Origin of the sequence: Massilia jejuensis, assembly GCF_042656795.1 — a bacterium.
GTDB classification, from domain to species: domain Bacteria; phylum Pseudomonadota; class Gammaproteobacteria; order Burkholderiales; family Burkholderiaceae_D; genus Telluria; species Telluria jejuensis.
Genome location: NZ_JBHSMS010000040.1, coordinates 295,475 through 321,640, shown reverse-complemented (window position 1 = coordinate 321,640; position 26,166 = coordinate 295,475). Strand labels below are relative to the sequence as shown.

At 65.4% G+C, this 26,166-nt stretch carries 18 protein-coding genes; 13 read left to right on the top strand and 5 right to left on the bottom strand.

Annotated features, from left to right (window positions below; genetic code table 11):
• Positions 1-80: 80 nt before the first annotated feature.
• The gene (locus tag ACFPOU_RS14480; RefSeq protein WP_379722417.1) at positions 81-6,476 is read right to left on the bottom strand and encodes a peroxidase family protein; all 6,396 of its coding nucleotides are present in this window, start codon (positions 6,474-6,476) and stop codon (positions 81-83) included.
• A gap of 769 nt (positions 6,477-7,245) precedes the next feature.
• Between ACFPOU_RS14480 and ACFPOU_RS14475 the strand changes: the two genes are divergently transcribed.
• Positions 7,246-8,247 (top strand): FKBP-type peptidyl-prolyl cis-trans isomerase, encoded by a 1,002-nt coding sequence (locus ACFPOU_RS14475; RefSeq protein ID WP_379722415.1) that lies wholly within the window; start codon positions 7,246-7,248, stop codon positions 8,245-8,247.
• Between the two features lie 63 nt (positions 8,248-8,310).
• A complete protein-coding gene (locus ACFPOU_RS14470) occupies positions 8,311-8,562 on the top strand; it encodes a hypothetical protein (RefSeq protein WP_379722413.1) in 252 nt (83 codons plus the stop codon).
• Positions 8,563-8,595: 33 nt separating this feature from the next.
• On the opposite strand, the gene ACFPOU_RS14465 is transcribed toward ACFPOU_RS14470, so the two are convergent.
• Complete coding sequence (locus tag ACFPOU_RS14465) at positions 8,596-9,309, bottom strand: SDR family oxidoreductase (protein ID WP_379722411.1); 714 nt, start codon at positions 9,307-9,309, stop codon at positions 8,596-8,598.
• A gap of 165 nt (positions 9,310-9,474) precedes the next feature.
• Here ACFPOU_RS14465 and ACFPOU_RS14460 point away from each other — a divergent pair, with 165 nt between their 5' ends.
• Complete coding sequence (locus ACFPOU_RS14460; RefSeq protein ID WP_379722409.1) at positions 9,475-10,464, top strand: GGDEF domain-containing protein; 990 nt, start codon at positions 9,475-9,477, stop codon at positions 10,462-10,464.
• Between the two features lie 35 nt (positions 10,465-10,499).
• On the opposite strand, the gene murB is transcribed toward ACFPOU_RS14460, so the two are convergent.
• Positions 10,500-11,528 (bottom strand): UDP-N-acetylmuramate dehydrogenase, encoded by a 1,029-nt coding sequence (gene murB / locus ACFPOU_RS14455; protein WP_379722407.1) that lies wholly within the window; start codon positions 11,526-11,528, stop codon positions 10,500-10,502.
• Positions 11,529-11,665: 137 nt separating this feature from the next.
• On the opposite strand from murB, the gene ACFPOU_RS14450 reads away from it, so the two are divergent.
• The 8 genes from ACFPOU_RS14450 to ACFPOU_RS14415 all read left to right on the top strand — a co-directional run bounded on the left by ACFPOU_RS14450 (position 11,666) and on the right by ACFPOU_RS14415 (position 22,058).
• Positions 11,666-12,151, top strand: a complete 486-nt coding sequence (locus ACFPOU_RS14450; protein ID WP_379722405.1) for a YajQ family cyclic di-GMP-binding protein — start codon at positions 11,666-11,668, stop codon at positions 12,149-12,151.
• A 133-nt stretch (positions 12,152-12,284) separates the two neighbouring features.
• Entirely contained in the window at positions 12,285-13,550 is a 1,266-nt protein-coding gene (locus tag ACFPOU_RS14445; protein ID WP_379722403.1) for a nitronate monooxygenase, read from the top strand.
• A 138-nt stretch (positions 13,551-13,688) separates the two neighbouring features.
• The gene (locus ACFPOU_RS14440; RefSeq protein ID WP_379722401.1) at positions 13,689-16,094 is read left to right on the top strand and encodes a sensor domain-containing protein; all 2,406 of its coding nucleotides are present in this window, start codon (positions 13,689-13,691) and stop codon (positions 16,092-16,094) included.
• 270 nt (positions 16,095-16,364) lie between these two features.
• Positions 16,365-17,618 carry a sensor histidine kinase gene (locus ACFPOU_RS14435; protein ID WP_379722399.1) on the top strand — a complete coding sequence of 418 codons (1,254 nt, stop codon included), beginning with the start codon at positions 16,365-16,367 and terminating at the stop codon, positions 17,616-17,618.
• A gap of 72 nt (positions 17,619-17,690) precedes the next feature.
• Positions 17,691-18,452: a LytR/AlgR family response regulator transcription factor gene (locus ACFPOU_RS14430; protein ID WP_379722397.1), complete on the top strand. Its 762-nt coding sequence runs from the start codon at positions 17,691-17,693 to the stop codon at positions 18,450-18,452.
• 154 nt (positions 18,453-18,606) lie between these two features.
• Entirely contained in the window at positions 18,607-19,563 is a 957-nt protein-coding gene (locus ACFPOU_RS14425; protein WP_379722395.1) for an IS1595 family transposase, read from the top strand.
• Positions 19,564-19,757: 194 nt separating this feature from the next.
• Positions 19,758-20,915 (top strand): PAS domain-containing sensor histidine kinase, encoded by a 1,158-nt coding sequence (locus ACFPOU_RS14420; RefSeq protein ID WP_379722393.1) that lies wholly within the window; start codon positions 19,758-19,760, stop codon positions 20,913-20,915.
• A gap of 111 nt (positions 20,916-21,026) precedes the next feature.
• A complete protein-coding gene (locus ACFPOU_RS14415) occupies positions 21,027-22,058 on the top strand; it encodes a porin (protein ID WP_379722391.1) in 1,032 nt (343 codons plus the stop codon).
• A gap of 92 nt (positions 22,059-22,150) precedes the next feature.
• On the opposite strand, the gene ACFPOU_RS14410 is transcribed toward ACFPOU_RS14415, so the two are convergent.
• Positions 22,151-22,801, bottom strand: a complete 651-nt coding sequence (locus ACFPOU_RS14410; protein WP_379722389.1) for a class I SAM-dependent methyltransferase — start codon at positions 22,799-22,801, stop codon at positions 22,151-22,153.
• Between the two features lie 23 nt (positions 22,802-22,824).
• Entirely contained in the window at positions 22,825-23,763 is a 939-nt protein-coding gene (locus tag ACFPOU_RS14405) for a CysB family HTH-type transcriptional regulator (protein ID WP_379722387.1), read from the bottom strand.
• 165 nt (positions 23,764-23,928) lie between these two features.
• Between ACFPOU_RS14405 and ACFPOU_RS14400 the strand changes: the two genes are divergently transcribed.
• Positions 23,929-25,614, top strand: coding sequence for a nitrite/sulfite reductase (locus ACFPOU_RS14400; RefSeq protein WP_379722385.1), 1,686 nt, complete (start codon positions 23,929-23,931; stop codon positions 25,612-25,614).
• Positions 25,607-26,164, top strand: a complete 558-nt coding sequence (locus ACFPOU_RS14395) for a DUF934 domain-containing protein (RefSeq protein WP_379722383.1) — start codon at positions 25,607-25,609, stop codon at positions 26,162-26,164. Before ACFPOU_RS14400 ends, ACFPOU_RS14395 begins: the two co-directional genes overlap by 8 nt.
• Positions 26,165-26,166 lie beyond the last annotated feature (2 nt).

Genomic DNA, 26,166 nt, shown 5'->3' with positions numbered 1-26,166 from the left:
TGTAATGTTCTTCGAGGCCGGGCGCCGCCATGCGGTCGGCACCCGGCCGGTCCTGCCTTGCCGCCCTGCTCGCGCCGGCCTCAGACGGCCAACAGTTCTCCCGGCGCCGCCAGGCCGGCCGGCGCCAACGCTTCCTGCAGCAGGAAATCGTCGATCGTGACCAGGGCCGGGTCGCCCACGCCCTGGATCAGGAACGAGCCCGCCGTCCCGATCGTCACGCGCAGGTCGCTTCCCAGGTCGGCGATGGTGACGTTGGAAGCGAAAGTCGCCGCCGTGATCCCCAGTCCCGAGATGTCGAGCAAGTCCTGGCCGCCCGCCGGATCGAAGTCGAAGCCGCCGGCGATCGTGTCGGCGCCGAAACCGGGCGCCGCGAACACGAAGATGTCGTTGCCAGCCCCGCCCTGGAGCGAATCGTTGCCCGCCCCGCCCTCGAGCCGGTCGTCGCCGCCCATGCCGCGCAGGATGTCGTTGCCGGTGAAGCCGCGCAGGACGTTGTCGAGCGCGTTGCCGGTGAGGTTGCCGATGCCGCTGGTCTGCGTCACGTTCTCGACCTCGGCGCCGAGCACGTAGCTGGTCGAGGTCGACATGACGGCGTCGATGCCGCCCCCGGCCAGTTCGACCACCACATCGGTGCTGGAGCCGACGAAATAGGTATCGTCGCCCTGGCCGCCGATGAGCCGGTCGCTGCCGCTCCCGCCGTTCAGGCTGTCGTTGCCCTCGCCGCCGGTCATGGTGTTGTTCGATGCATTGCCGACGCCGCTGAAGTTGCCGCTGCCGACGAACAGCAGCTGCTCGACGTTGGCGCCCAGCGTATAGGTCGAGGCGCTGACGCGCGCCAGGTCGATGCCCGCCGTGGTGCCGGTGTTTTCGACGATGACGTCGCCCGCGTTGTCGACCAGGTAGACGTCGTTGCCGGCGCCCCCGACCATGCGGTCGGCGAGCAGGCCGCCGTCGAGCGTGTCGTCGCCGGCGCCGCCGGTGAGGGTGTTGGCCAGCGCATTGCCCTGGCCGGCGAACGGACCGCTGCCGATGAAGGTCAGGTTCTCCAGCTCGTCCCCCAGCGTGTAGCTCGACAGCGTGGTGCGCACGGTATCGGTGCCGGCGCCGGCCAGCTCAACCACGGTTTCGAGCAGATCGTCGACGACATAGGTATCGTTGCCGCGCCCGCCCGCCATCCAGTCGACGCCCGCGCCGCCGTTCAGGAAGTCGTTGCCGGTGCCGCTGCCGCCCTGGAGCCGGTTGGCCAGCGCGTTGCCGGTGCCATTGAAACTGACCGTACCGGTGTAGACGAGGTTTTCCACTTCGTCGCCCAGCACATACGTGCTCAGGGAGGTGCGCACGGTGTCGACGCCTTCGTTACCGAGCTCCGTAACGACGTCCAGGCTGCTCGTGACGACATAGGTATCGTCGCCGCTGCCGCCGCGCATGGTGTCGCCGCCGCTGCCGCCATCGAGGGTATCGTCGCCCAGCCCCCCTTCGAGCACGTCCTCGCCGCCTTGTCCGCGCAGCACGTCGTTGCCGTCGTTGCCGAACAGGGTGTCGTTGCCGCCGGTGCCGCCGTCGAGGGTGTCATTGCCGGCGCCGCCGCGCAGGATGTTGCCGATGCTGTTGCCTTTGCCGGAGAAATTGGCGTCGCCGGTGTAGACCAGCTCCTCGACCTCGGACGCCAGGGTGTAGGCCGCCAGCGTCGTGCGCACGGTGTCGCGGCCCTGGGACAGGACCTCGACCACGGCGTCGCCGGCCTGGCTGACGATATAGATGTCGTCACCCAGCCCGCCCACCATGCGGTCGATGCCGCCGGCGCCGTCGAGCGTGTCGTTGCCGTTGCCGCCGGTAATGGTGTTGGCCAGCGCGTTGCCCGTACCGACGAAGTTGCCGGTGCCGGCAAAGGTCAGGTGTTCCAGGTTGTCGGCCAGGATACGTGCGTTCAGGGTGGTCTGGACGGTGTCGGTGCCGGCGTTGACGCCTTCGACGACGATGTCGTTGAGGTCGTCCACCATGTACGTGTCGTTACCGGTGTTGCCCACCATCACATCCGCGCCCGCCGCCCCGTTCAGGACGTCGTTGCCGCCGTTGCCGATCAGTTCGTCGTCGAAGGGGGTGCCGGTCAGGGATTCGCTCAGGCTCGTGCCGATGATCTGGTCGCCCACGCCCTTGGTGGGCGCGGACGGAACGCTCCGGTTGCGGCCGGCCGCATCGACGAAGCTGGCCACCACGCGCAGCTGCAGGCCGACCTGGGCCTGCTGCGGCGTGAAACTGGCGCCGGTGGCGCCGAGAATGTCGACGAACACGCCGCCTGCCAGCGCCTGCCACTGGTAGCTGATGGCCGACTCGGGCACGTTGCTGAACGCGGCCACCGTGCCGGGGTTGGCCGTCAGGGTATGGCGCTCGGTCGGCGTCATGTCGTCGATATGCGGCTCGCCCGTCAGGTTGATCACGTCGTCGGAAAACACCAGCTCCTCGATGTTGCGGATGGTGTCCGTGCCGTCGGCGCCGGTGCCGCGGGCGTGGGCGACCGACCAGGTATTGTCGACGTTGCGCGTGATGTCGTAGTTGGCCCGCAGGTCGGAGTAGATGGCCTGGTCGATGTCGGTCAGTTTCGTGGGCGACTGCAGGATCTCGCGCACGATGCGCAGCTGGCCCGGGTTGATGCGCCCGGCCAGCATGTCGTCCTTCAAGTCGGCGACGCTCTCGACCGAGCGCTCGACGAGGTTCGGGTTGGTCTTCGACATTACCGCCACGCGCACGTTGAGCCAGGCATCGCCGTCGATCAGGTCGTTGCCCGCCTTGCCGGTGATCTTGTCGCTGCCGCCGCCGCCGATCAGGATATCGGCGCCGGCACTCGGGTCGAACACCACGGCGTTCGGGCTGGCTTCGGCCGGCCTGCCGAGCAGTTCCTGCAAGCCGTTGATCAACGCCACATCCTTTTGCAGCAGCATGCTGTTGTCCGGCGGCGCGCCGATGATGCCGCCGCTGCCGTCGCCGGCCACGCCGGTCGGCCGGATGGTGCCGATCAACACGTCGTCGAACTTCCAGCCCGACAAGCCCTCGACGGAATCGAAGCGGTCGCGCAGGATGAACTGGGTTTGCTGGCCGAACAGCGGGATGCCGAGATCGGAATTGGCCGCCACCGGGTCGCCCTTGTGGATCGCCCAGTCGAAACCGAGCATGCCGTTACTGCGCTGGATGCCGACCCCCTGCACCATGATGTCGTTGCCCGACTCGCCGTCGTAGTCGGTGTCGTTGCCCTGGCCGTTGAGCACGTCATGGCCGATGATCGAGCTGTTGAAGAACAGCTGCGAGTTTTCGCCGGACAGGGTGTCGAAACCCTCGCCGCCTTCGATCCAGTCGTCGCCTTCGTTGCCCAGCAGGGCGTCGGGTCCATTGCCGCCCAGGATGAAATCGTTGCCCTCGCCCCCGAACACCTCGGTGAAGTCGGGGCCGACGATGAAGAAGTCCTGGCCGGCACCGCCGAAGACGACGTCGTTGCCGGCGCCATTGCTGATGACGTCGTTGCCCCTGTCGCCGCGCAGGAAGTCGGCGGCCCCGGCCGGGGTGCCGTGGTCGGTGATGATGTCGTCGCCGTCGCCGCCATGGACGTGGTCGGCTTCGTCGCCGCCGTCGAGCAGGTCGTCGCCGCCGTCGCCCCACAGGGTGTCCATGCCGCGTCCGCCCTTGAGGGTGTCGTTGCCGGGCGTACCGCCCAGCACCACGTGGTCGGCGCCGTCGTAGGCGTAGATGAGCTGGCCGCCGTCGGCGAAGCCGTCGTCGTTCACGTCCGCGCCGGGCGCCTTGCGCGTCACCAGCGAGGTGAAGGCGTTCAGGACTGGATTGTGCCGGCCGGGATCGCCCGTGTCGTCGGCGCCGAGCCCGGTGCGCTGGTCGGCCTGGTCCATCTCGAGCGTATAGCTGGGGGTGGTGAACATCAGCGCGGGCAGGTGCGTCGTGTTGCCGGCGTTGCCGATGTCGGTGTTGCGCATGGCCAGCGCCGAGAACGAGTTGGACTCGAGCTCGTTGAGCATGTTCAAGCCCTGGGTGCGGCTGAGGTAGTAGAAGCGGTCGCCGTTCTGCAGCTTCTCCATCTGCGCTTCGAACACGAAATTGAAGGTCGGCGCCAGCATGCCGCCGAACTCGAGCTTCGCCTCGGCCAGGCCACCGATCCAGAAATCGACCTTGTTCAGTCCCGTTTCGACGCCCAGCCACGCGCCATCGCCGTGCAGGAAGTCGAGCCGGTCGCTCGGGGCCACCTCGAGCGGACCGAGGTAGCCGGGATCGCCCGAATTGAAGTCGATATCGCCGTTCTTGTTGAGGTCCACGTTGCCCATCACCAGCAAGGTGGCGGCGGCGCGCTTTGCCTCGAGCGAGGTCGCGTTGGCGACGGTCGGGTGCAGGCCGTATGCGGCGATGAAGTTGATGATCGACGCCGGATTCTTCATGTGCGGCGCGAAATCGGCCCAGCTCGTGTACGGCTTGAGCTGGCTGTCGCCGGTCATCTGGTAGAAGGCGGCGCGCGCCTCATTGAAACTGGGCGAGCCCGTCTCGCGGGCGCGTGCTATGTTGAGCGTGGCCAGGTCGAGCGGCAGGCCGACCAGGTTGTTGCGCAGCGCCTCGGTGACGAACTCGTCGATCTCGTTGCCGACCTGGCGCGACATGCCGCGCACGATCTGGCCGACGGCCACGTGCGGGGCGAGCGCGCCGTTCCCGTCGAATGCCACCGGATTGAGGAAGGCCTCGATCAGGCCGATGTCGCGCGAGGCCATGTTGCCGTCCAGGCGCGCCACGGTTTCGTTGAGCATCGAGTGGCCGAAGCGGTACACGACGTTGGCGAACTCCTCCATGATGGCCGGGTCGATGTCGGCCGAGTTCGAGAACACGAAGGGGTCGATGCTCGGCTGCACGGCGCGCGCGAATTCCTCGAACACCATGTGCTGGTACTGCATTTCGTTGGCAAAGCGGCCGGCCTGGAACAGGCGCTCGCCGTCCCACTGGAGCGCGGCGATCCCGGCCGCGGTGGTCGGCAGCGCGGTGATGTCCTGGGCCAGCCACTCGTTGATCACCAGCAGGTCGCCGCTGCCCAGGATGGTCTTCTTGTAGTCTTCGACCAGGCGGTTGTGCTCGTCGTGGAAAATGGCGTGGATCGCGGTCAGGCCGATGTTCTCGTTGCCGCGGCCGTCGCCGGTGATGAAGTGACGGCCGAGCAGCTCGTCGTCGTAGGTGCCGGCCGGCTGCCGCGCGTTCCCGATCGGACCGGTGATATCGTCGGTATCGGCCGTCTTCGGCACGCCCGGCGTGGTGCGGTCGCCGTCGTGGTCCCAGGTGCCCGGCACGGCGTTGTGGGCGATATCGTCGAGGAAGGCATGCCCGGTGCGCAGGGTATTGGCCGGCAAGGGCATGCCCGCCCCACCCGGCGCATCGGCTTCCACCAGGCCGGTGGCGGTGACGATCTGGACACGGCCGTTCGCGCTGCGCACGAATTCGCCGTAGCGGTCGGTTGCAAGCAGCGGCACGTTGAAGATGTCGGTATCGGCCAGCTGGATGCCCAGCAGCGCCGCGGCCTGGGCCTTCACCTCGGCCCAGTTGCCGATCCCGTGTGCGCCGTCGAGCAGGCGGCCGGTTGCCAGCGTCTTGCCGTCCACCAGTGCGTATTCGCGCAGGAAAACCTGGTGCGAAGGGTGCGAGGTATAGGTCTGGTTCTGGTCGATGTAAGGCGTGGTGGTGTTCAGGTGGCCGGTCAGGTCGTCGGCCGTGCCCATGATGGCGTCCGGGCCGGGATGCTTGTTGGAGGCACGCGTGAGCACCATGAAATTGTTCGGGCTGTTGGCGACGTACAGGGGATCGTCCTCCTTCAGCGGCACGAAGACGGTGCCGCCCCCCTTGCTGATGAGGTCCAGGCCGTGGTCGAAGAACTGGCCGAACAGGGCCATCATGCCGTTGAACGGGGGCGACAAGCCGATGTCGGGCGACTGGTTCGGAATGAGCAGCGTGCCGTTGGCCGACACCTGGACGGTCTCCATGCCGGGGAAGGTGGCGATCGCGGCGCGGTCGTCGGCGGCGGCGACGGCGGCCGGGTTGCGCCCGGTCTGGTCGGCGATCAGGTTCGAGATGATGCGCGGCTGCGAGTCGAACACCATGTTGCCGGAATTGGTCTGGGCGTAGCTGGTGCGCGGTGCGGGCGCGTCGGGCGGCAGGAACATGGCCGGAACGTGTTCCGCGTCGTGCCAGACGCCGGCGATCAGGCGCGGCATGACGTTGTCGGCCGCTCCCATCCGTTCCAGGCCCGGCAGCAGGCTGTTCCAGGTGCCGTCGACGGTACGCAGGCCGTATGGGAGCAGAGGACTGCCGACGGCATTGCGCAGCGCCGTGCCATCGATGCTGCCGTCCGGCTTGGTGCTGTTTTCCGCGATCTTGATTTGCTTGAGGATGAAGTTCAGGTCGTCCAGATTGACATTGAAATTATACTGCGGACTGTTCGCCATTTTATTTCCCCTAGGATAGTTGGACCTTCACTTTCCAATATTCGCCAGACCCGGCATGCGTACCGATGTCGTTCTTTGTCCCATCCACCACCCCTCCTTCAAAGCTGCAGGCAAAGCGCTGCCCGTCACGTCCGGATATTGCAAACGAAAGTCTGCAATATGCAGAGTAACCAGGAGTAGATCAAAGGTGTATTTACTAAATTAGCACAAAAATTTACGCCAATTGCATATATTTTTTCGTGTGACCAAAAGAACACAATGACAACTTTTTGCATTCATTGTAAATTTCTATCTGGTCTAACTTATGCATAGCGCGTAAGCCTATACCTACAGCAAGTTCGGAAGCGTTCTAGTGACGTTGCGCAGAATGAAACACCTACGCCCGGTGAGGGCAAGCCGATAGAGACGCGAGTTTGTAGGAGTGATAAACCGCAGAGTCTGGCATCTTATTGACTCACCGGTAATATTATTCCAATTGCGCTCCCCTTGCGAGAAAGCGCAGAATACTGAAGCAATAGAGGATTCGATCGGACCGATATAATCCCGACCGCATTGTCGATAACGCCGCACGAGCGACCATCCATTACAATAATTAAATACCTTGGCCCAATGCTAGTTGAGCAATAGAAATATAAGAGAGACTGGGGAGATAATCATGCGCTTGAAACTGACCGGATATTCGGTAGGCTTTTTCTCGAAGCCGAAACCATCGCGGAATGGCCATTTTCTTTCGAGGGGCGGGATTAGCAAACCATGTAGCCTCGTATTGATGGCTGCCTGTGCTGCCCTGACTGCCTGCGGGGGTGGCGGCGGTGCCGACTCCGGTCCAACCCAGGCCAGCGTGACGCCGCCGGTCACGGCCACGCCACCGGTCACGCCACCGGTCACGGCGCCGGCCCTTGCCAGTTATCCCGGCACCTGGTACGGCCCCTGCCTCGGACGCATGCAGGACGTGGCCACCGTGTCCATGGCGGGCGGCGCCGGCAGCGCCCTGTTATTGAAACTGGTGCGCAATTTCCACGGCGCCGACGGCTGCGGCGGCGCGCCGATCGCCACCGAGAGCCTGAGCGCCGACTTTACCCTCACCTGGGACAGCACGAAAACCACGGCCGCGCTGCTGACGCCGTCGTCGGCGACGGCCCAGGTCACGCTCGACCTGGTGACCATTGCCATTCCGTCCTATACCCGCGCGCGCAGCGGCCCGGCGGTCACCGCCACGCTCGAAAACGGCGTGCGCGGCTGGTGCATCAACTACAGCGACGGCCCGGTGTGCACGGTCGACGCCGGGCCGCAGGCGGCGGCCAACGCGCCGGCCGCGCTCTACCTCGACAAGGGGGAACTGGTGCTGCTGTCGCCCTCGGGCACGACCGGCTACATCGCCGACGCGCGCTATACCAAGGACCGCGCCGCGACACCGCAAGGCCAGGGGCCGGCGTTCCAGCGCCTCGACACCGTCCAGGGCACGGGCACGCTCGCGACCTCCGGACGCACGCTGACCGTGCACTACACCGGCTGGCTGTACGACGCCGGCAAGGCCGATTTCAGGGGCGCCCAGTTCGATACCTCGGTCGGCAAGACGCCGTTTTCCTTCCGGCTCGGCGCCGGCCAGGTGATCGGCGGATGGGACCAGGGCCTGCTCGGCATGCGCGCCGGCGGCAAGCGGACTTTGATCATCCCTGCCGCGCTGGCCTACGGACGTGCCGGCAGCGGCACGTCGATTCCGCCGGACGCGCCGCTCATCTTCGACGTCGAACTCATCAGCGTGCAATAGGCGGTCCGGCGCAAGCGGACCGGTCGTGCCGGATGCCGGCAGCGCGGATCATGAGGAGACATCGTGGAGAACGCTTTGACAGAGCGCCGCGGGGAGCGGCGCGCCGATCCGGTGCTGGGCGCGCTGATCGACGTGGCCATTGCCTACCGCGCCAACCTGGGCCCCGCGGTGGCGGCGGCTTTCCTGCGCGAGACCGGGGTGCCGGCCGCGCTGGCACGACGCGTGCTGGAGGGCAGCGCGACGACGCGCGCCACCACCCCGCGGCGCTGGAGCGCGCGCGCCGCCCCCATGCCGAGGATCGATGTGCAGGCGTGAGCGCGGATACGTCCCGGCAGCCGGCGCTCCGCCTCAGGCGCTGCGCAAATCGTCCACCGCCTGCAGGCCGAAGCGCGGGGCCAGCAGGTAGTCGGCCAGCTGGCGCGCGCAGGCCTCGGGTGCGGCCAGCGCGCCTTGCGCCTTGAGCTGCACGAAACGCTCCTTCATCGGGAAGCGCGACTCGGGCGTGGCGCGGATCTCGGCCTGCATCGCGGTATCGATCACCCCCGGCGCCAGGCTGCAGCAGCGCACCGAGGGATCGCCGTCCTGCAGCACGGCTTCGGCATGGCGGTCGAGCGCGGCCTTGGTGGCGCAATAGACGCTCCAGCCGGGATAGGCATTCCTGCCCGCCCCGCTCGAGACGTGCAGGATGCGCCGTTCGCCACCCACGGCGCGCACCACGGCCGCAGCCAGCGCCAGCGGCGCGCCCACGTTGAGCGTGACGGCGCGCAGCGCGGCCAGCGGATCCTGCTCGGCCAGCGGCCCGACCGGCGCGACCACGCCGGCATTGTTGACCAGCAGCGTGGTGCCGGCCCCGGCCAGCCAGTCCTTCAGTGCCCCGCCCGCCAGCAGGGCGGCCAGCGCGGCGGCGTCGGCGAGGTCGATTTCGATCTCGCTCAGCAGGCCGGGGGCGCTCGCCGCGGCGCGTCCGCGCGCCAGGCCCAGCACCGGAATGCCGCGCGCGATCAACTCGGCCGCGATGGCGGCGCCGAGACCCTTGGTGTGGCCGGTGACGATGGCTTTCATGCTTGCTCCTGACGTGAATGGGAACCAGAGCCTACCTCGTGCGGCACCGGTCTTGCAGAACGTTGTATGCGGACACTCGAAGTAGGCTAACGGAAACAATTTTTTGTTTCCTCAGGTAAAATGATGATTACGCTATGTCCACCTGTCCCGTTACCTTCGCCGCCGATGCCCTTCGCTATTGCACCTGAGCCACTGAACAGTCCATGCCGCGTCCTGCTGGTGGGTGCGCCGCCGTTTGCCGGCGCGCTACGCGACATGCTGGCCGGCGTCGACGACATCGAGCTGGTGCTGACCGACGCCACCCAGGCGCTGGGCCAGGCGGCGCTCCTGCGCCCCGCCGTGCTGGTGCGCGCGCTGGGCGGGCGCGAAGACAGCGGCGACTTCATCCGCGCCTGCCGCGCCCACGCCTCGCTCGGCACGCTGCCTCTTCTGGTGCTCGCGCCGCATGCCGATAACGCCGGACGCGACGCCGCCTTTGCCGCCGGCGCCAGCGACTACCTGGCCGAACTGCCCACCCAGACCGAACTGCTGGCGCGCCTGCGCTACCACGCTCTGGCCAGCCAGGCCTTGCAGGAACGCGACGACGCGCTGCGCCGCCTGGGCGACTCCCAGGCCCTGCTGGCGCGTGCCCAGGCCGAACTGGACCGGATCGACGGCGTCGACGGCCTGACCGGCATCCCGAACCGGCGCCGGTTCGACCAGGTCGCACAGGGCGAATGGCAACGCGCGCGCCGCAACGGCCAGCCGCTCTCCCTGCTGGTATGCGATGTCGACAGCTTCGGGTATTTCAATCACCGCCTGGGGCGCGAAGCGGGCGACCTCTGCCTGCGCAGGATGGCGGGCTTGCTGACCGGACAGCTCAAGCGCCCGTCGGACCTGGCCGCGCGCTATGACGGCAAGCAGTTCGCGATCCTGCTGCCTGACACGGGCCTGGACGGCGCGGTGCAGGTCGCCGAGGCCTGCCGCGCGGCGCTCGAGCGGCTGGCGCTGTCGCATCCCTTGCCGGAGCGCCGCATCGTGACGATGTCGGTCGGGGTGGCCTCGACCGTGCCGTCCGAGGACGGCGTGTTCGACGCCGTGCTGGCACGGGCGGGCGAAGCGGTGCTGGCGGCCAAATCGCGCGGGCGTAACCGGGTCGCCGCCTTCCGCGCCTGAGCCGCCCCGCCGCTCCTTGCCTGAACGCCGCCCCGCTAGACGAATACCGGCTCCGGTTCGAGTTCGACCCCGAACCGCGCCAGCACGTCGCGCTGGATCGCGCGCGCCAGGGCGACGACCTCCGCACCGGTCGCCCCCCCGTTGTTTACCAGTACCAGCGCCTGCTTCGGATAGACCCCGGCCGCGCCCAGCTGTTTGCCCTTCCAGCCGCACTGGTCGATCAGCCAGCCCGCCGCCAGCTTTTCGCTGCCGTCGGCCTGCGCGTGGTGCACCAGGTGCGGGAAGCGCTCCAGCAGCTCCCTGCACTGCCCGGCCGGCACCACCGGATTCTTGAAGAAGCTGCCCGCATTGCCGATCTCGGCGGGATCGGGCAACTTGCGGCGCCGGATCGCGACCACCAGCTCGCTCACCTGGCGCGGCGTCGGCGCCGCCAGTGCGGCCGCCTCGACCGCCTGCGCCAGTTCGGCATAACGCAGGTTGGGCTGCCATTCGCGCGGCAAGGCGAAGGTCACGTCGAGCACGACCAGGCGCGCGCCCTCGGCATGCTTGAATACGCTGTCGCGGTAGCCGAAACGGCAATCCCGGGCATGCAGGATGCGCCGCGCGCCCGTTTCCAGGTCGAAGGCGGTGAGCGAATGGAAGACGTCCTTGGTCTCGATGCCGTAGGCGCCGATGTTCTGGATCGGCGCCGCGCCGACCGTGCCGGGAATGAGCGACAGGTTTTCCAGTCCGCCCAGGCCCTGCGCCAGCGTGTAGTCGACGAAACCGTGCCAGTTTTCGCCGGCACCGGCGCGCACCAGCACCTTGCCATCGTCCTCGCCGACGATCGCGCGGCCGCTCAGCGCCATGTGCAGCACCAGGGCGTCGATGTCGCGCGTGAGCAGCACGTTGCTGCCGCCGCCGAGCACGAAGCGTGGAACGCCGGCCAGGGCGGCGTGCGCGTGCAGCGCGTCGAGCTGGGCGGGGTCGCTCACGCGCAGGTAATGGCGCGCGCGCGCCGCAATGCCGAAGGTGTTGAACGCTTGCAGCGGAACGTGCTGCTCGATCGGGAGAGCAATGGACATGAGGTATCGGATTGAAGAGGCGAAAACCGGTCGATTATAGTGGCTGGCCAGGCTCCTCCGGCAAGAACGGTCGTTCTATTCGGGGCTTGTCCGTTAAAATACTGCCACTTATACTTGCGACATAAAGGAAAACCACCATGCCATCGTTTGACGTGGTCTGCGAAGCAGACATGGTCGAAGTGAAAAACGCGGTCGAGCAATCGAACAAGGAAATCACGACCCGTTTCGACTTCAAGGGCAGCTCCGCCAAGGTCGAGCAGAAGGAAAAGGAGTTGACGCTGTTCGCCGATTCCGACTTCCAGCTGAGCCAGGTTTACGACGTGCTGGTCAACAAGATGACCAAGCGGAAGGTCGACGTGCGTTTCCTCGACGCCGAAAAAGTGGAAAAAATCGGCGGCGACAAGGTCAAGCAGCTGATCAAGGTGCGCAACGGCATCGAGACCGAAGATGCCAAGAAGATTACCAAGGCGATCAAGGAAAGCAAGATGAAGGTGCAGGCCAGCATCCAGGGCGAAACCGTGCGTGTCACCGGCGCCAAGCGCGACGACCTGCAAGCGGCGATGGCGCTGCTGCGCAAGGACATCCAGGACCTGCCGCTGGCCTTCAACAACTTCCGCGACTGAGCGGCGCTGGCCGGTCGCGGCTGGCTTCCCCCTCATTCTTGATAGTCGCACGCCTCGCGCTACCTTGTTTTTGCTTGGGGTAGAATTGAGGCGGCACAAACTCGCTCGCAACTTCGGTAGTCTAAGGATAGCAATGAAACGTGTTGATGATTTCCGCCTGCGTCTGGGCAACAAGGAATATGTGCCCATCATGATCGGCGGAATGGGCGTGGACATTTCAACCTCTGAGCTCGCGCTGGAAGCGGCGCGCCTGGGCGGGATCGGCCATATCTCGGACGCGATGGTGCAGGATGTTTCGGACCGCAAGTTCGACACGACCTTCGTCAAGGACAAGACCAAGCTCTACAAGTTCAACATCAACAACATGGACAAGGCGGTGGTGCAGTTCGACCTCGAGCGCCTGGCCGAAGCGACGCGCCTGCACGTGGGCGCGACCATGGCCGCGAAAAAGGGCGACGGCCTGATTTTCGTGAACTGCATGGAAAAGCTGACCATGAACGCGCCCAAGGAAACGCTGCGCACGCGCCTGTCCTCGGCACTCGACGCCGGCATCGACGGCATCACCATGTCGGCCGGCCTGCACCTGGGTTCCTTCGAGCTGATCAAGGACCACCCGCGCTTCCGTGAGGCCAAGCTCGGCATCATTGTCTCCTCGGTGCGCGCGCTGCAGCTGTTCCTGCGCAAGGTTGCCAAGCTGAACCGTCTGCCCGACTTCATCATCGTCGAGGGCCCGCTCGCCGGCGGCCACCTGGGTTTCGGTTTCGACTGGAAGAACTACGACCTGCACCTGATCATCGATGAAATCCTGGCTTACCTGCGCCAGGAGAACATCGACATCCCGCTGATCGCGGCCGGCGGCGTCTTTACGGGTTCGGACGCGGTGGCCTTCCTCGAAAAAGGCGTGGCCGGCGTGCAAGTGGCGACGCGCTTCACCGTCACCCACGAATGCGGCATGCCGGAGAGCGTCAAGCAGGAATACTTCCGGGCCAGCGAGGAAGACATCATCGTCAACGGCATTTCACCGACCGGCTACCCGATGCGCATGCTCAAGAGCACGCCGGCGATCGGTTCCGGCATCCGCCCGGGCTGCGAATCCTACGGCTACCTGCTCGATGCCACCGGCAACTGCGCCTACATCAACTCGTACAACCGCGAAGTGCTGGCCAATCCGGAGATGAAGAATCCGCCGGTGATGGACAAGACCTGCCTGTGCACGCACATGCGCAACTACAATTGCTGGACGTGCGGCCACTACACTTACCGCCTGAAGGACACGACCCACAAGCTGGCCGACGGCAACTACCAGGTACTCAGTGCCGAACACGTGTTCAAGGACTACCAGTTCAGCGTCGACAACCAGATCGCGCTGCCGGAAAGACAGGAGAGCGTGGCGGCCTGAGGTCCGGCTTGCGCAGGGAAGAAAAGCCACGCCCAGCCGTGGCTTTTTGCTTTTGGAACGACCGCGACATGAGTTGGGGAACGGGTGTAGGCTAATGCAGTCCAACTGAGGATGCCCATCGAATGAAAGGCGCCCAGCATGACCAGGTCCGTACCGACAGCCAACGCCGCCTTCCTGGTCGATGCAGACGGCACGATCACGGCCTGGAACAAGGAATGCGAAACACTGCTCGGCTTTACTCCCGCCATGGTCATCGGGCAGCCGCTTGGCGGCTTGCTGGCCGACACCGATCCGCAAGATGGCGGCGAACGCTGGCGCGGGCTGGCCGCGGACCATTGCCGCACCAACCACGTGGCGCTGCGCCGTGCCGACGGCAGCACGGTGAACGCCGACCTGGCGCTGTCTCCGCAGATCGGCCTCGACGGCCAGGTGCAGGCCTGGGTGGCGGCCGTCGACAACGTGCATGACCCCTGCGCGAACGACGCGTTCCTGGTCGGACGCACGCCGCTGGCCGCGATCATCGACTTTTTGCCCGGTACCGTGTACGCCCTCAACCGCGAGGGACGCTTCGTGCTGTGGAACCGCAGGCACGAGCGCATTACCGGCCTGGCGCCCGAGGAGATGGCGGCGACCAACGCGCTCGAGCTGTTCGACCTGAAAGTCCGCCCGCTCGTCGCCGACACCATGCGCAGGGTGTTCGAGCATGGCGAAGAAGTTGCCATCGAAGCCGATTTCACGTCGCGCAGCGGCCGCGAGACGCCGATGCTGCTGTGCGGCGCCCGCGTCTCCTGCAACGGCGACCAGTACCTGTTTGGAATGGGCATGGACATCTCCAGCCGGCGCCGGCAGGAAAGCATGCTGCGCCTGCGCGAACGGGCCCTGCACGCGGCCAGCAACGGCATCGTCATCACCGGCATCGACGGGGGCGACACGCCGATCGAATACGTCAATCCCGCTTTCGAACGCATCAGCGGCTACAGCGCCAGCGAAATCATCGGGCGCGATTCGCGTTTCATGGCCGCGCCCGGCATGGACGACGACGAGCGCCTGCGCGTGCAGCACGCCATCGCCGCACGCGAGCCGGTCCATGTCGTGTTCCGCAACCTGCGCAAGAATGGCGAGCTGTTCTGGAACGAGCTCTCCGTCACGCCGGTACAGGACGAGCATGGCGCGACCACGCATTTCATCGGCATCGTCGTCGACGTCACCGAGAGCAGGCAGCGCACCGCCCACCTCGAGCACGAGGTCAACCACGACGCGCTCACCGGCCTGGCCAACCGTAATTTGCTACGGGACCGGATCGAGCAGGCGCTGCACCTGTCGCAGCGCCAGAAGTCGCAGGTCGGGGTCGTGCTGATCGACCTGAACAATTTCAAGGCCATCAACGACACCTTCGGCCACGAAGCCGGCGACGTGGTGCTGAAGGTCGTCGCGCGGCGCCTGCAGGCCGCGGTGCGCGACATCGATACGGTGGCGCGCCTGTCCGGGGATGAATTCGTGCTGGTGCTCGTCAGCCAGCCCTCGCTGCGCTTCACGCTGCGCATGATCGAGCGCCTGCGCCAGAACCTGACCCAGCCGGTGTCCTTCATGCACAGGGAAATCGCGCTCGGCGCCAGCCTGGGCGTGGCCGTGTATCCGCACGACGGCGTCACTGCTGCCGAGCTGGTGCGTTCGGCTGACGTTGCCATGTACCACGCCAAGGCGACCGGCGGCAGCGAGATCTATTTCTTTTCGGACGATATGAAGTCGAGCAGCGAGGCGCGCCAGCGCCTCGACGCGGGCATGGCGCGCGCGCTCGAACGCAAGGAACTGTTCATGCTGTACCAACCCTGCATCGATGCGCGTAGCGGCCGCGTGACCTGTTTCGAGGCGCTGCTGCGCTGGCGCCATCCCGAGCAAGGCGTCCTGCTGCCGTCGAGCTTCCTGGCCGAGGCCGAGGAAAGCGGCCGCATCGTCGAGTTCGGTGCCTGGGTGCTGGACCAGGCCTGCGCCTTCCTGCGCGACTTGAAAGCGCTGGGCGTGACCGACGTGCCGGTGACGGTCAACGTCTCGGCGCGTGAGTATGGGCAGCAGGATTTCGTGTCCGGCCTCGCCTCGCGCCTCGCCGCTTTCGGGCTCGATCCGGGCAGCCTGCAGATCGAAATGCGCGAGGAAACCGTGATCCGCAATCCGGGCCTGGTGCGCGACCTGGCGATGCAGCTGCGCGCGCTCGGACTGACGCTGTCGATCGACGCATTCGGCCAGGGCATGTCCGATCTCGGCTTCCTGCGCGAGCTGGCCGTCGGCCAGTTGAAACTGTCGAAGGAATCGGTGCACGCGATCGTCGCCGACGAACCCGAAAGCGACGGCTGCACGATGGCGCGCACGCTGATCGATATCGCCCACAACCTGCGCGTGCCGGTGATCGGCGAGGCGGTCGAGACGCGGGCGCAGCGCGATTTCCTGACCTCGTACGGATGCGAGGCGCTGCAGGGATTGCTGCTGAGCGAGCCGATGGGGATGGACGCGGCGCGCGCGTTCGTGCGCGACCGGATGCCGGTCTAGGGGGCGCATTCCCGCGGCCGGGCGCCGCCATGAGTCTGCGCGCTCCTGTCCCGGACCGAGTCATCGGCAGCGAACCTCCCGCTTCGGCATTCCACGCCCTGCATCGTGCAGGCTGTCGCAAAACAGGCGCCGGTGGACGGGCGCTGGTATAAAGTTGCAACATTCCAACATTCCCGCAGCGCGGCAATGCCATGTGGTCAAGGCAAACCGGCACCGGGCAACAGGGACGCGGTACACTCGCTGCGCCCACGATTCGTAGACAAGACCGCCATGCGCAGCTCCACCCACCATTATTTTTCCGGCATCCTGTCGTCGCTCTACCGCGCCTTCGATGCCGTCGCCACCTGGGTGACCCAGCTGTCGTGGTGGAAATTCATCCTGTTCGCGGCACTGATCCTGATCGCCGGCGCCATCGTCCAGGAAAACCTGTTTCCGAATGCCGAAGTCGAGGTGGCGGCCATCGAGCGGGCAGCGCGCCGCGACCAGGGCAGTATCGAGATCGACGACAGCGGCATCCGTTTCAATCCGCGCATTAAGCCCGGACCGGCAGCGCCGGCCGCGCCGCCCCTGCCGCCGCTGCCGCCGGACGTGCCCGCGATCGGCGGCGGTTCCGGCAGCGGCACGCCGACCGTGCCCGGCCCGGCCTTGCCGAAAGGCGTGCGCGCGGGCGGTTCGGTGCATATCGAATTGCCGCCGCAGATCGCCGAAGAACTGTCGGTCGCCATCGAGGGCGCGGTCGACGATGCGGCCGAAGCGAAAGTGTCGCGCTATCACAAACAGGCCTCGACCTGGTTCAACAGCTTCGTGGTGCTGCTGGTGATGGCGCTGTTCGGCATCAAGGCGCTGATGGGCGGCAAGAAGCGCGCCGAGCAGCAGACCCAGAGCGCGAACGCCGCGGCCGAGCGCGCGTCGATGCAGCGCCAGCTGTCCGAAACCAGGATGCAGATGATGCAGGCGCAGGTGGAACCCCATTTCCTGTTCAATACGCTTGCGTCCGTCGAACACCTGATCGAAACCAATCCGCCGCGCGCCTCGGCCATGCAGCGCAGCCTGATCCAGTACCTGCGCGCGGTGCTGCCGCAGATGCGCGACAACACGCTGGTGACCAATCTCGGACGCGAAGTCGACATGGTGACGGCTTACCTGAACCTGCTCAAGATGCGCATGGAAGAACGCCTGACGGTCGAGATGCGCATTCCCGACAGCCTGCGCAGCGCGGCCTTTCCGCCGATGATGTTGCAGTCGATGGTCGAAAATGCGATCAAGCACGGTCTTGAATGCAAACCCGAGGGCGGCACCCTGAAGATCGTCGCCGACGTGGCCGACCACAAGCTGCGCGTCACCGTCACCGACGACGGCGTCGGTTTCGGCGTGATGCCCAGCACTGGCACCGGCCTGGGCCTGCCGACCATCCGCGAGCGCTTGCGCCTCCTGCACGGCGAGGCCGGCCAGCTGCACATTGCCGCCAACAGCCCGAGCGGCGTGATCGCGATGGTCGAGGTGCCGTACCAGGTATCGAAGTAAGCTTTCCGGCCTTGCCTGCGAGGCCGATTCGTTGAATAATTGTCACTTCTCTTTCCCGCCAGGACCACCGCCATGCCGACTGCAATTATTGCCGATGACGAAAGACTGATGCGTGACCAGCTGCGCATGCGCCTGGAACAGGTGTGGCCGGAACTCGATATCGTGGGCGAGGCGAAAAATGGCGAAGAAGCAGTCGAACTGGTCGCCCGGTGCAAGCCCGATTTCACCTTCCTCGATATCCGCATGCCTGGCAAGACCGGCATCGAAGCGGCGCGCGAGATCGGCGAGCGCAGCCAGGTCGTGTTCGTCACCGCCTACGACCAGTATGCGGTCGAGGCCTTCGAGCGCGGCGCCGTCGATTACATCCTGAAGCCTTCGGAACCGGAGCGCCTGAAGGTGACGGTCGAGCGCCTGAAGGCGCGCCTGGACAAGCCGGGCCTGGCCGTCAACGACAGCGTCACCGCGATGCTGTCGCAGCTCGCCGAGAAGATCGCCGCACCGAAACCGAAACATCTGCAATGGATCCAGGCCAGCATCGGCCAGGATTTGCGCATGATCCCGGTCGAGGACATCCTGTTCTTCCGCTCCGACGAAAAATACACCTGCGTGCAGACCGAGAAGTTCGAAGCCCTGATCCGCAAGCCCGTGCGCGACCTGGCCGACGAACTCGACCCGGCCCTGTTCTGGCAAATCCACCGCGCCACGCTGGTGAATGTGAACGCCATCGAAGGCGTGACGCGCGACATCCGCGGACGCCACCTGGTGCTGGTCAAGGGGCGGCCGGAGAAGCTGGAAGTGAGCCGGAGTTTCTTGCATCTTTTCAAGCAGATGTGAGCCTGGCCGCCGCGCGCCTCATGCTGGGCCTTGTATGCCGGACCTTGTAGGGCGGGCGTTGTATGTTTTGGCGCTGTCACCGCTACGTGTAGAAATTGAACTGCTGGGCTCTAGCGAGGTCGAACTGCCATTCGACCATCGAGCGGAGTCTGGCATGCAGGCAAGACGCTTCACACTATGGCTAAGGCAATTGAGTACATTGACGAGGCGCCAGCGTGCGCACCTCGTGCAGGCGCTACGGCCCTCGCTCGGGCTGGACCGGGTTTGCGAAGCGATCGACGGCACAGCTTGCCTGCCACCGCGATGCCCTGCTTGCAAGAGCGAACGCAGCTACCGGCACGGCCACAGCCGCGGCCTGCAGCGCTATCGCTGCCGCGCCTGCGGCAAAACCTTCACACGCCTGTCCGGAACACCCCTTTCCCGGCTGCGCCAGCGCGACAAGTGGCTCGACTATCTGGGCCAGATGCTCGACGCGAAGAGCGTACGCAGGTCGGCAACGCACGTCGACGTGCACCGCAACACCAGCTTTCGCTGGCGTCATCGCTTCCTTGAACTGACCAGGCACGACCGTCCCGCGCGCCTGGCAGGCATCGCCGAGGCCGACGAATTGTTCCTGCTCGAATCGCAGAAGGGCTCACGCCGCTTGAATCGCCCGGCGCGGCGGCGAGGCGGGGTCGCCGCAACGCGCGGCGTCTCCCACGAGCACGATTGCATCCTGGTCGCGCGCGATCGCGCCGGGCAGACCGTCGACGCGGTCACAGGCCGCGGCGCCGTTACCAAGGAACAGTTGCACCGCCATCTGTTACCTGTGCTTGACCCCCACGTTCTGCTGGTAACGGACGGGCATCGGGCGTACCGGAGCTTTGCGCGCGAAGCAGGCATCTCGCACCAGTACGTGAACCTGCGCCTGGGCGAGCGGGTGCGCGGCGCCGTCCATGTGCAAAACGTGAACGCCTATCAGCGCCGATTCAGGCAGTGGCTGGCACGCTTCCATGGCGTAGCTTCACGCTACTTGCCGAATTACCTGGGCTGGCGCTGGGCGCTCGATGGCGAGCGCATTGCGTCACCGGAGCGCTTCCTGCGAGCGGCAATGGGACTCGTCAACACGTAACGGTGACAGCGCCTATGTTTTAAGTTATCAATGGTCGAGCAGCAACACGCCAGCATCGGGGCATGGCGGGCATGCCGATACGCATGCCTGCCGAGGCGCCCGCCCCCCTTGTCCGCCCTCAAGCACCCTTCCCCCCGCCCGCCGTATCGTAGCGTTTGGTCCGCATGCGCGGACGTTACCGCAGGCATATCCACATGAGACAACAGCGCAGTGCGCGCCCACGCGGGCGCAGGCTGGCAGTGTTCGCGCTCGGCTTCCTCGGCGGGCGCCTGACGGCGCGCCTCGACCAGGACGGCTCGGCCGATGCGCCGTCCCGCCACAGCCGGCGCATCGTCCACAACGCCAGCGAGGCGATCATCGCCACCGACGAGCGCAGCCGCATCGTGCTGGCCAATCCGGCGGCCGCGCGCATGTTCGGCGTCACCGTCGAGGAGCTCGAAGGCAGTCCGCTGGCGCGCTTCATCCTGGCGCCGGAAACCGATCATCCGGGCCCGCTCGAGTATTTCAAGGCCGATGGACGGGCCGGTCGCCGCAGCACCGATTACGCCGGCACCGGCCTGCGCGCCAACGGCGAACATTTCGCCATCGAAGGCTCGATCGCCGATACCCCGCACGACGGCCGTACCGTCTACACGATCATCCTGCGCGACGTCTCCGAACGCCAGCGCGTGCAGCGCAAGCTGGCGCGCTCGCACGACCAGCTGCGCCAGCTCTCGTCGGCCCTGCAGACCATCCGCGAGGAAGAACGCACCCATATTGCGCGCGAACTGCACGATGACCTCGGCCAGCTGCTGGCCTCGCTGCGCATGGACCTGAACCTGCTGGAAGAAACCTGTGGCGCGACGCCCCATGCCCTGCGCCTGATTCACGGAATGGACGGCAACCTGCTCACCGCGATCACCTCGCTGCGCCGCATCGCCACCAACCTGCGCCCGCGTGCGCTCGACGAGGGCGGCCTGTACTTCGCCCTGCAAGGCTTGCGCGACGATTTCGTCCAGCGCCACGGCATCGCCTGCGAACTGCTGGCCGACGAAGCCGAACTGCGCCTCGACGACCAGGCCAGCACGGCCATCTTCCGCATCATCCAGGAAGCGCTGACCAACATCGCGCGCCACGCCCATGCCACCGAAGTGACGATGAACCTGTACCGCATCAACAGCGAACTGCTGATCACGATCCGCGACGACGGCCGCGGCATCAGCGAAGAAGACATGGAGAAGGCCGAGTCGCTCGGCCTGATCGGCATGCGCGAACGGGTCTGGGGCTTGAAGGGCGAGATCACCATCAGCGCCGACGAAGGGCCCGGCACCCGCATCGACATCGTGCTGCCGGTGGCAAACCATACCGTTTAGCTTTGTCGCTTCGACATTTCAGGCTGTCATCAGCCTGAAATATTGCACCGGTAAGCTGCGCTGGACCTCGAGTGTGCCCACTCGATCCTTCGTCCCTTATTGGAGATTTTGATGCAATACAAAGCCCTGGCCGCCGCGCTGATCACGACCCTCCCGCTGTTCGCGCACGCGCAATCGAACGTCACCATCTACGGCATCATGGATGCGGCCGTCGCCGTCGAAGACACCGGCGTTCCGGGCGAGAGCCGCCGCACCGTCATCAATTCGGGCAACCAGTCGAGCAGCCGCCTGGGCTTTCGCGGCACCGAGGATCTGGGCAATGGCTTGAAGGCGATCTTCAATATCGAAGCGGGTGTCGCGATCGACACCGGCGCCGCCGATTCGGCCCTCTTCGGCCGCCGCTCGGTGGTCGGCCTGCAAGGCGGCTTCGGCCAGCTGACGATCGGGCGCGAGTACAGCCCGATCGCCTCGGTCGCCGCCGCCACCGACGTCCTCGGCCAGGGCTTCTACGGTAGCAACTTGTCCGCCTTCACCGCCAACCGCCTGACCCGCCGCCTGTCCAATTCGGTCAACTTCAAGAGCGCGCCGCTGGCCGGCTTCAGCCTGCTGGCCGCCTATGGCGCCGGCGAGCGCACGGTCGATCCTTCGGGCGACCTGATGGGCGTGGCGCTGGAATACGCGAACGGCCCGTTCTACGCCGGCGCCGGCTACCACCGCCTCGAGCGCCTGGCGACGCAGGACGACAAGGAACTGGCCGTCGGCGCCGGCCTCAAGCTGGGCGACGTCGACATCAAGGCCAATTACCTGTCGGCCGACCAGGCCGGCCCGAACAACGAGTTCGAGCAGATGAACCTGGGCGCGGCCTATACGATGGGCGTCAACAAATTCTTCGTCAACCTGCAGCGCAACGAGATCGAAAGCGGCGCCAGGGGGAATGCCTGGGCCGTCGCCTACACGCATGCGCTGTCGAAGCGCACCAACCTGTACGCCAGCTACGGCTCGATGCGCAACGACGCACGCGGCACCTTCGGCCTGAACTCGTCGTCGACCGCGCTGGTCCCGACCACGACCGGCAGCACGCCGGTCAGCGTCGCCGGCGCGGACCCGCGCGTGCTGTCGCTGGGCGTGCGTCACGCGTTCTGATCCATCGGGAGGCGCACCGCGGTGTGCGTCTGCTGCAACGAACGGCGCGCGTGGACCTCACCCGCGCCGTTCGGGCGGGACCGTTCCGGAAATTATTTCAAGCGGCAAGTCAGAATCCAGAAGAACTCGATCCGCTCGATCTTGATCTCTTTCGCGACATTTCCCAAGCGTTTGCGCAACGCACTATCGGACTGGTAACTCTTGGCCACTTCGATCCGCTCGCCTTCCGGCGTGGTCAGGATCTGGTACGTGGTCCCGTCCGCATCCGTGCGCGCAATCGTCTCGCTGAAGCCTTCGACGAAGGCGTCGTCCAGGATCACCAGCAGCACGTCCTTGCCCAGGCGCTTCTTCAGCGTCGCGAGCAGCTGCTCCTGCTCTTTCTTGTTCAGGTGCGACCACAGGAAACTGACGAGCACGGCTGAAAACTTGCCTATATCTTCCGGCAAGTCCAGCGCGTCCCCCACGCGGAACGTCACTTTACCTTCGGTCATCGGGCGCTCGCGGGCGAGGTCGACCAGGGAAGCGTTGATGTCCACCGCCAGCACCGATTGCGCCGACTCGGCCGCCACCTCGGTCCAGAAACCGGTGCCGCAGCCCAGTTCCAGCACCGTGTGCCCGGCAAGCACGTTGCCGAGGTGGATACTCATGTCGTCGATGTCTTCGTCCATGTCCGGCTCGAGGTATTTGTCCTCGAGGGCTTCGCCCAGCAGGGCGTAGTATTTCGCAACGTATTGATTGTTCATTGTTTTCTCTTGCAGCCCGGTACTTACAGCTCGTAGTCTTCGCCGCCGCGCATCGCGCCTTCGACCATCTTGCGCGTCAGGCTCGGCGCCAGCAATTCGATAAAGGTATAAATGTAACTGCGCAGGTAGGCGCCCTGCTTCACCGCCACGCGCGACACGTTCATGCCGAACAAGTGGCCCACCGCGATCGTGCGCAGGTTGCGGTCGCGCTCGGGGTCGAAGGCCATGCCGGCGATGATGCCCACGCCCATGCCCAGCTCGACATAGGTCTTGATCACGTCGGCATCGATCGCTTCGAGCAGCACGTCCGGCTTCAGTTCGCGCAAGTTGAAAGCGTGATCGATCTTGCTGCGCCCGGCAAAGGCCGCGTCATAGGTGATCAGGGGATAACTGGCGATCTCTTCCAGCGACACGGCTTTCGAGCGCAACAAGTCGTGTTCCGGCGGCACCACCACCACATGTTCCCACTGGTAACAGGGCAGCGTCACCAGCCCATCCATGGCCGCGATGGCCTCGGTGGCGATGGCCAGATCGGCCTGGCCGCTCTTGACCATGTCGGCGATCTGCTTCGGGTTGCCCTGCAACAGCGACAAGCGCACCTTCGGGAATTTCAGCATGAAGGCCTGCACCACTTTCGGCAGCATGTAGCGCGCCTGGGTGTGCGTGGTGGCAATCGTGAAGCTGCCGCTGTCGTGGGCCGCGTATTCCTTGCCGATGCGTTTCAGGCTTTCGATTTCCTGCATGATCAGCTCGACCGACTCGAGCACCAGCCGGCCGGGCTCGGTCAGGCCGCGGATGCGCTTGCCATGGCGGGTGAAGATATCGACCCCAAGTTCTTCTTCCAGCTCGATGATGGCCTTCGACACCCCCGGCTGGGACGTGAACAAGGCCTTGGCGGCGTCGGTCAGGTTGTAGTTCTGGCGCACGGCTTCGCGCACGAAACGCAGTTGATGGAGATTCATTCCTGTTGTTTGATGGTAGAAATGCCAAACCCGTATTTTATGCGATTGCTTATGCCCTTACCGTATATAAGCAAATAAATTGTCAGTCGTTTGGAATAAAGCTCCTTTCGCTTACTATTCAGGCTAGCTTAAGGGTACTCATACCCGCCCTACTCCAGGAATACTATGTATCGTTACGACCAATACGACCATCTCATCGTCCGCGAACGCATCGCGCAGTACCGCGACCAGGTGGCGCGCCGCCTGAACGACGAGTTGACGGAAGAAGAGTTCCTGCCGCTGCGCCTGCAAAACGGCTTGTACATGCAGCGCCACGCCTACATGCTGCGCATCGCCGTGCCCTACGGCCTGCTGTCGAGCGCGCAGATGCGCATGTTTGCCCACATCGCCCGCAAGTACGACCGCGGCTACGGCCACTTCACGACGCGCCAGAACATCCAGTTCAACTGGATCGAACTGGAACAGACGCCGGACATCCTGGCCGACCTGGCCTCGGTCGAAATGCATGCGATCCAGACCTCGGGCAATTGCATCCGCAACATCACGACCGACGAGTTCGCCGGCGTCGCGGCCGACGAGATCATGGACCCGCGTCCCTTCGCTGAGATCCTGCGCCAGTGGAGCACTTTCCACCCAGAATTTATCGCCCTGCCGCGTAAATTCAAGGTGGCCATCAATGGCGCCGTGGAAGACCGCGCCGCGATCGCGATCCACGACATCGGCCTCACGCTCACGCACAACGAAGCAGGCGAAGCCGGCTTCAAGTTCATGGCCGGCGGCGGCATGGGCCGCACGCCGATCATCGGCAGCGTGATCCGCGACTTCCTGCCCTGGCAGCACCTGCTGACCTATACCGAAGCCGTGATGCGCGTGTATAACTCCTACGGGCGCCGCGACAACAAGTACAAGGCCCGCATCAAGATCCTGCTCAAGGCCCTGGGTGTCGAGGAATTCGCGCGCCTGGTCGAGGAAGAATGGCAAGACCTGAAGGATGGCCCGGAAACGCTGACGCGCGAAGAATACGACCGCGTCGCGGCCTATTTCGCGGCGCCGGCCTACGCCGCGCTCGACAACATCGATCCGCTGGCCGCGCATGCGGACAGCAAGCCCTTTGCGAACTGGCTGCAGCGTAACGTCAAGCCGCACAAGGTGCCGGGTTACGCCGCGGTCGTGCTGTCGCTGAAGAAAACCGGCGTGCCGCCGGGCGACGCCACCGCCGAGCAGATCGACTTCGTGGCCGACCTGGCCGACAAGTTCAGCTTCGGCGAGCTGCGCGTCACGCACGAGCAGAACCTGGTGCTGGCCGATGTGAAGCAAGCCGACCTGTTCGAGGTCTGGACCCTGGCCAAGTCGAAGGGCCTGGCCACGCCGAACATTGGCTTACTCACCGACATCATTTCCTGCCCGGGCGGCGATTTCTGCTCGCTGGCGAACGCGAAATCGATCCCGATCGCAGCCGCCATTGCCGAGCGTTTCGACAACCTCGACTTCCAGCACGACATCGGCGACATCGAGCTCAACATCTCGGGCTGCATCAATGCCTGCGGCCACCACCACGTCGGTTCGATCGGCGTGCTCGGTGTCGACAAGGACGGCAGCGAGTGGTATCAGGTCTCGATCGGCGGCGCCCAGGGCAATGACTCGGCAATCGGCAAGATCATCGGCCCGTCGTTCTCGGGCGGCCAGATGCCGGAAGTGATCGACCGCCTGCTGCAGGTGTATGTGCGCAACCGCGTCGAAGGCGAGCGTTTCGTCGAGACCGCGCAGCGCCTGGGCATCGCGCCATTCAAGGAACACGTGTACGCCACGCCGATTTCCAAAGGCGAACTGGTTGGGGAAGACCATGCTTGAAGCACATAAAGAGATTATCCGTGGACGCGAGGTTGTTCCCGATGAGTGGAGCGTGCTGCGCCTGGACGAAGGCGATCTGCCCGAGTCCGTCGTCGTGCCGGAAGGCAAGGTCATCTTTCCCTTGACGGTCTGGCTGGCGCAGAAGGACAAGCTGGCGCAACGCGCCGAGCTGGGCGTCTGGATCGCCGCCGACGAGCGCTTCGAAGCCTTGAAGGGCGACGCGGACCGCTTTGCCGTCATTGCCGTCGACTTCCCGAAATTCAGCGATGGCCGCGGCTATTCGATCGCCTTCAACGTGCGCAAGCGCCTCGGCTACACCGGCGAACTGCGCGCCATCGGCGACGTACTGCGCGATCAGCTGTTCTCGATGTCGCGCGTCGGCTTCAATGCCTACGCCACGCGCCAGGACCGCTCGATCCACGACGCCCTGAAAGGCTTGACCGTGTTCTCGGAAACCTACCAGGCCTCGGTCGACCAGCCGCTGCCGCTGTTCCGCCGCACGGAGCGCGACGTGCCGCTCGAACATACCGACCTTGGCGCCGGCATTTAAAG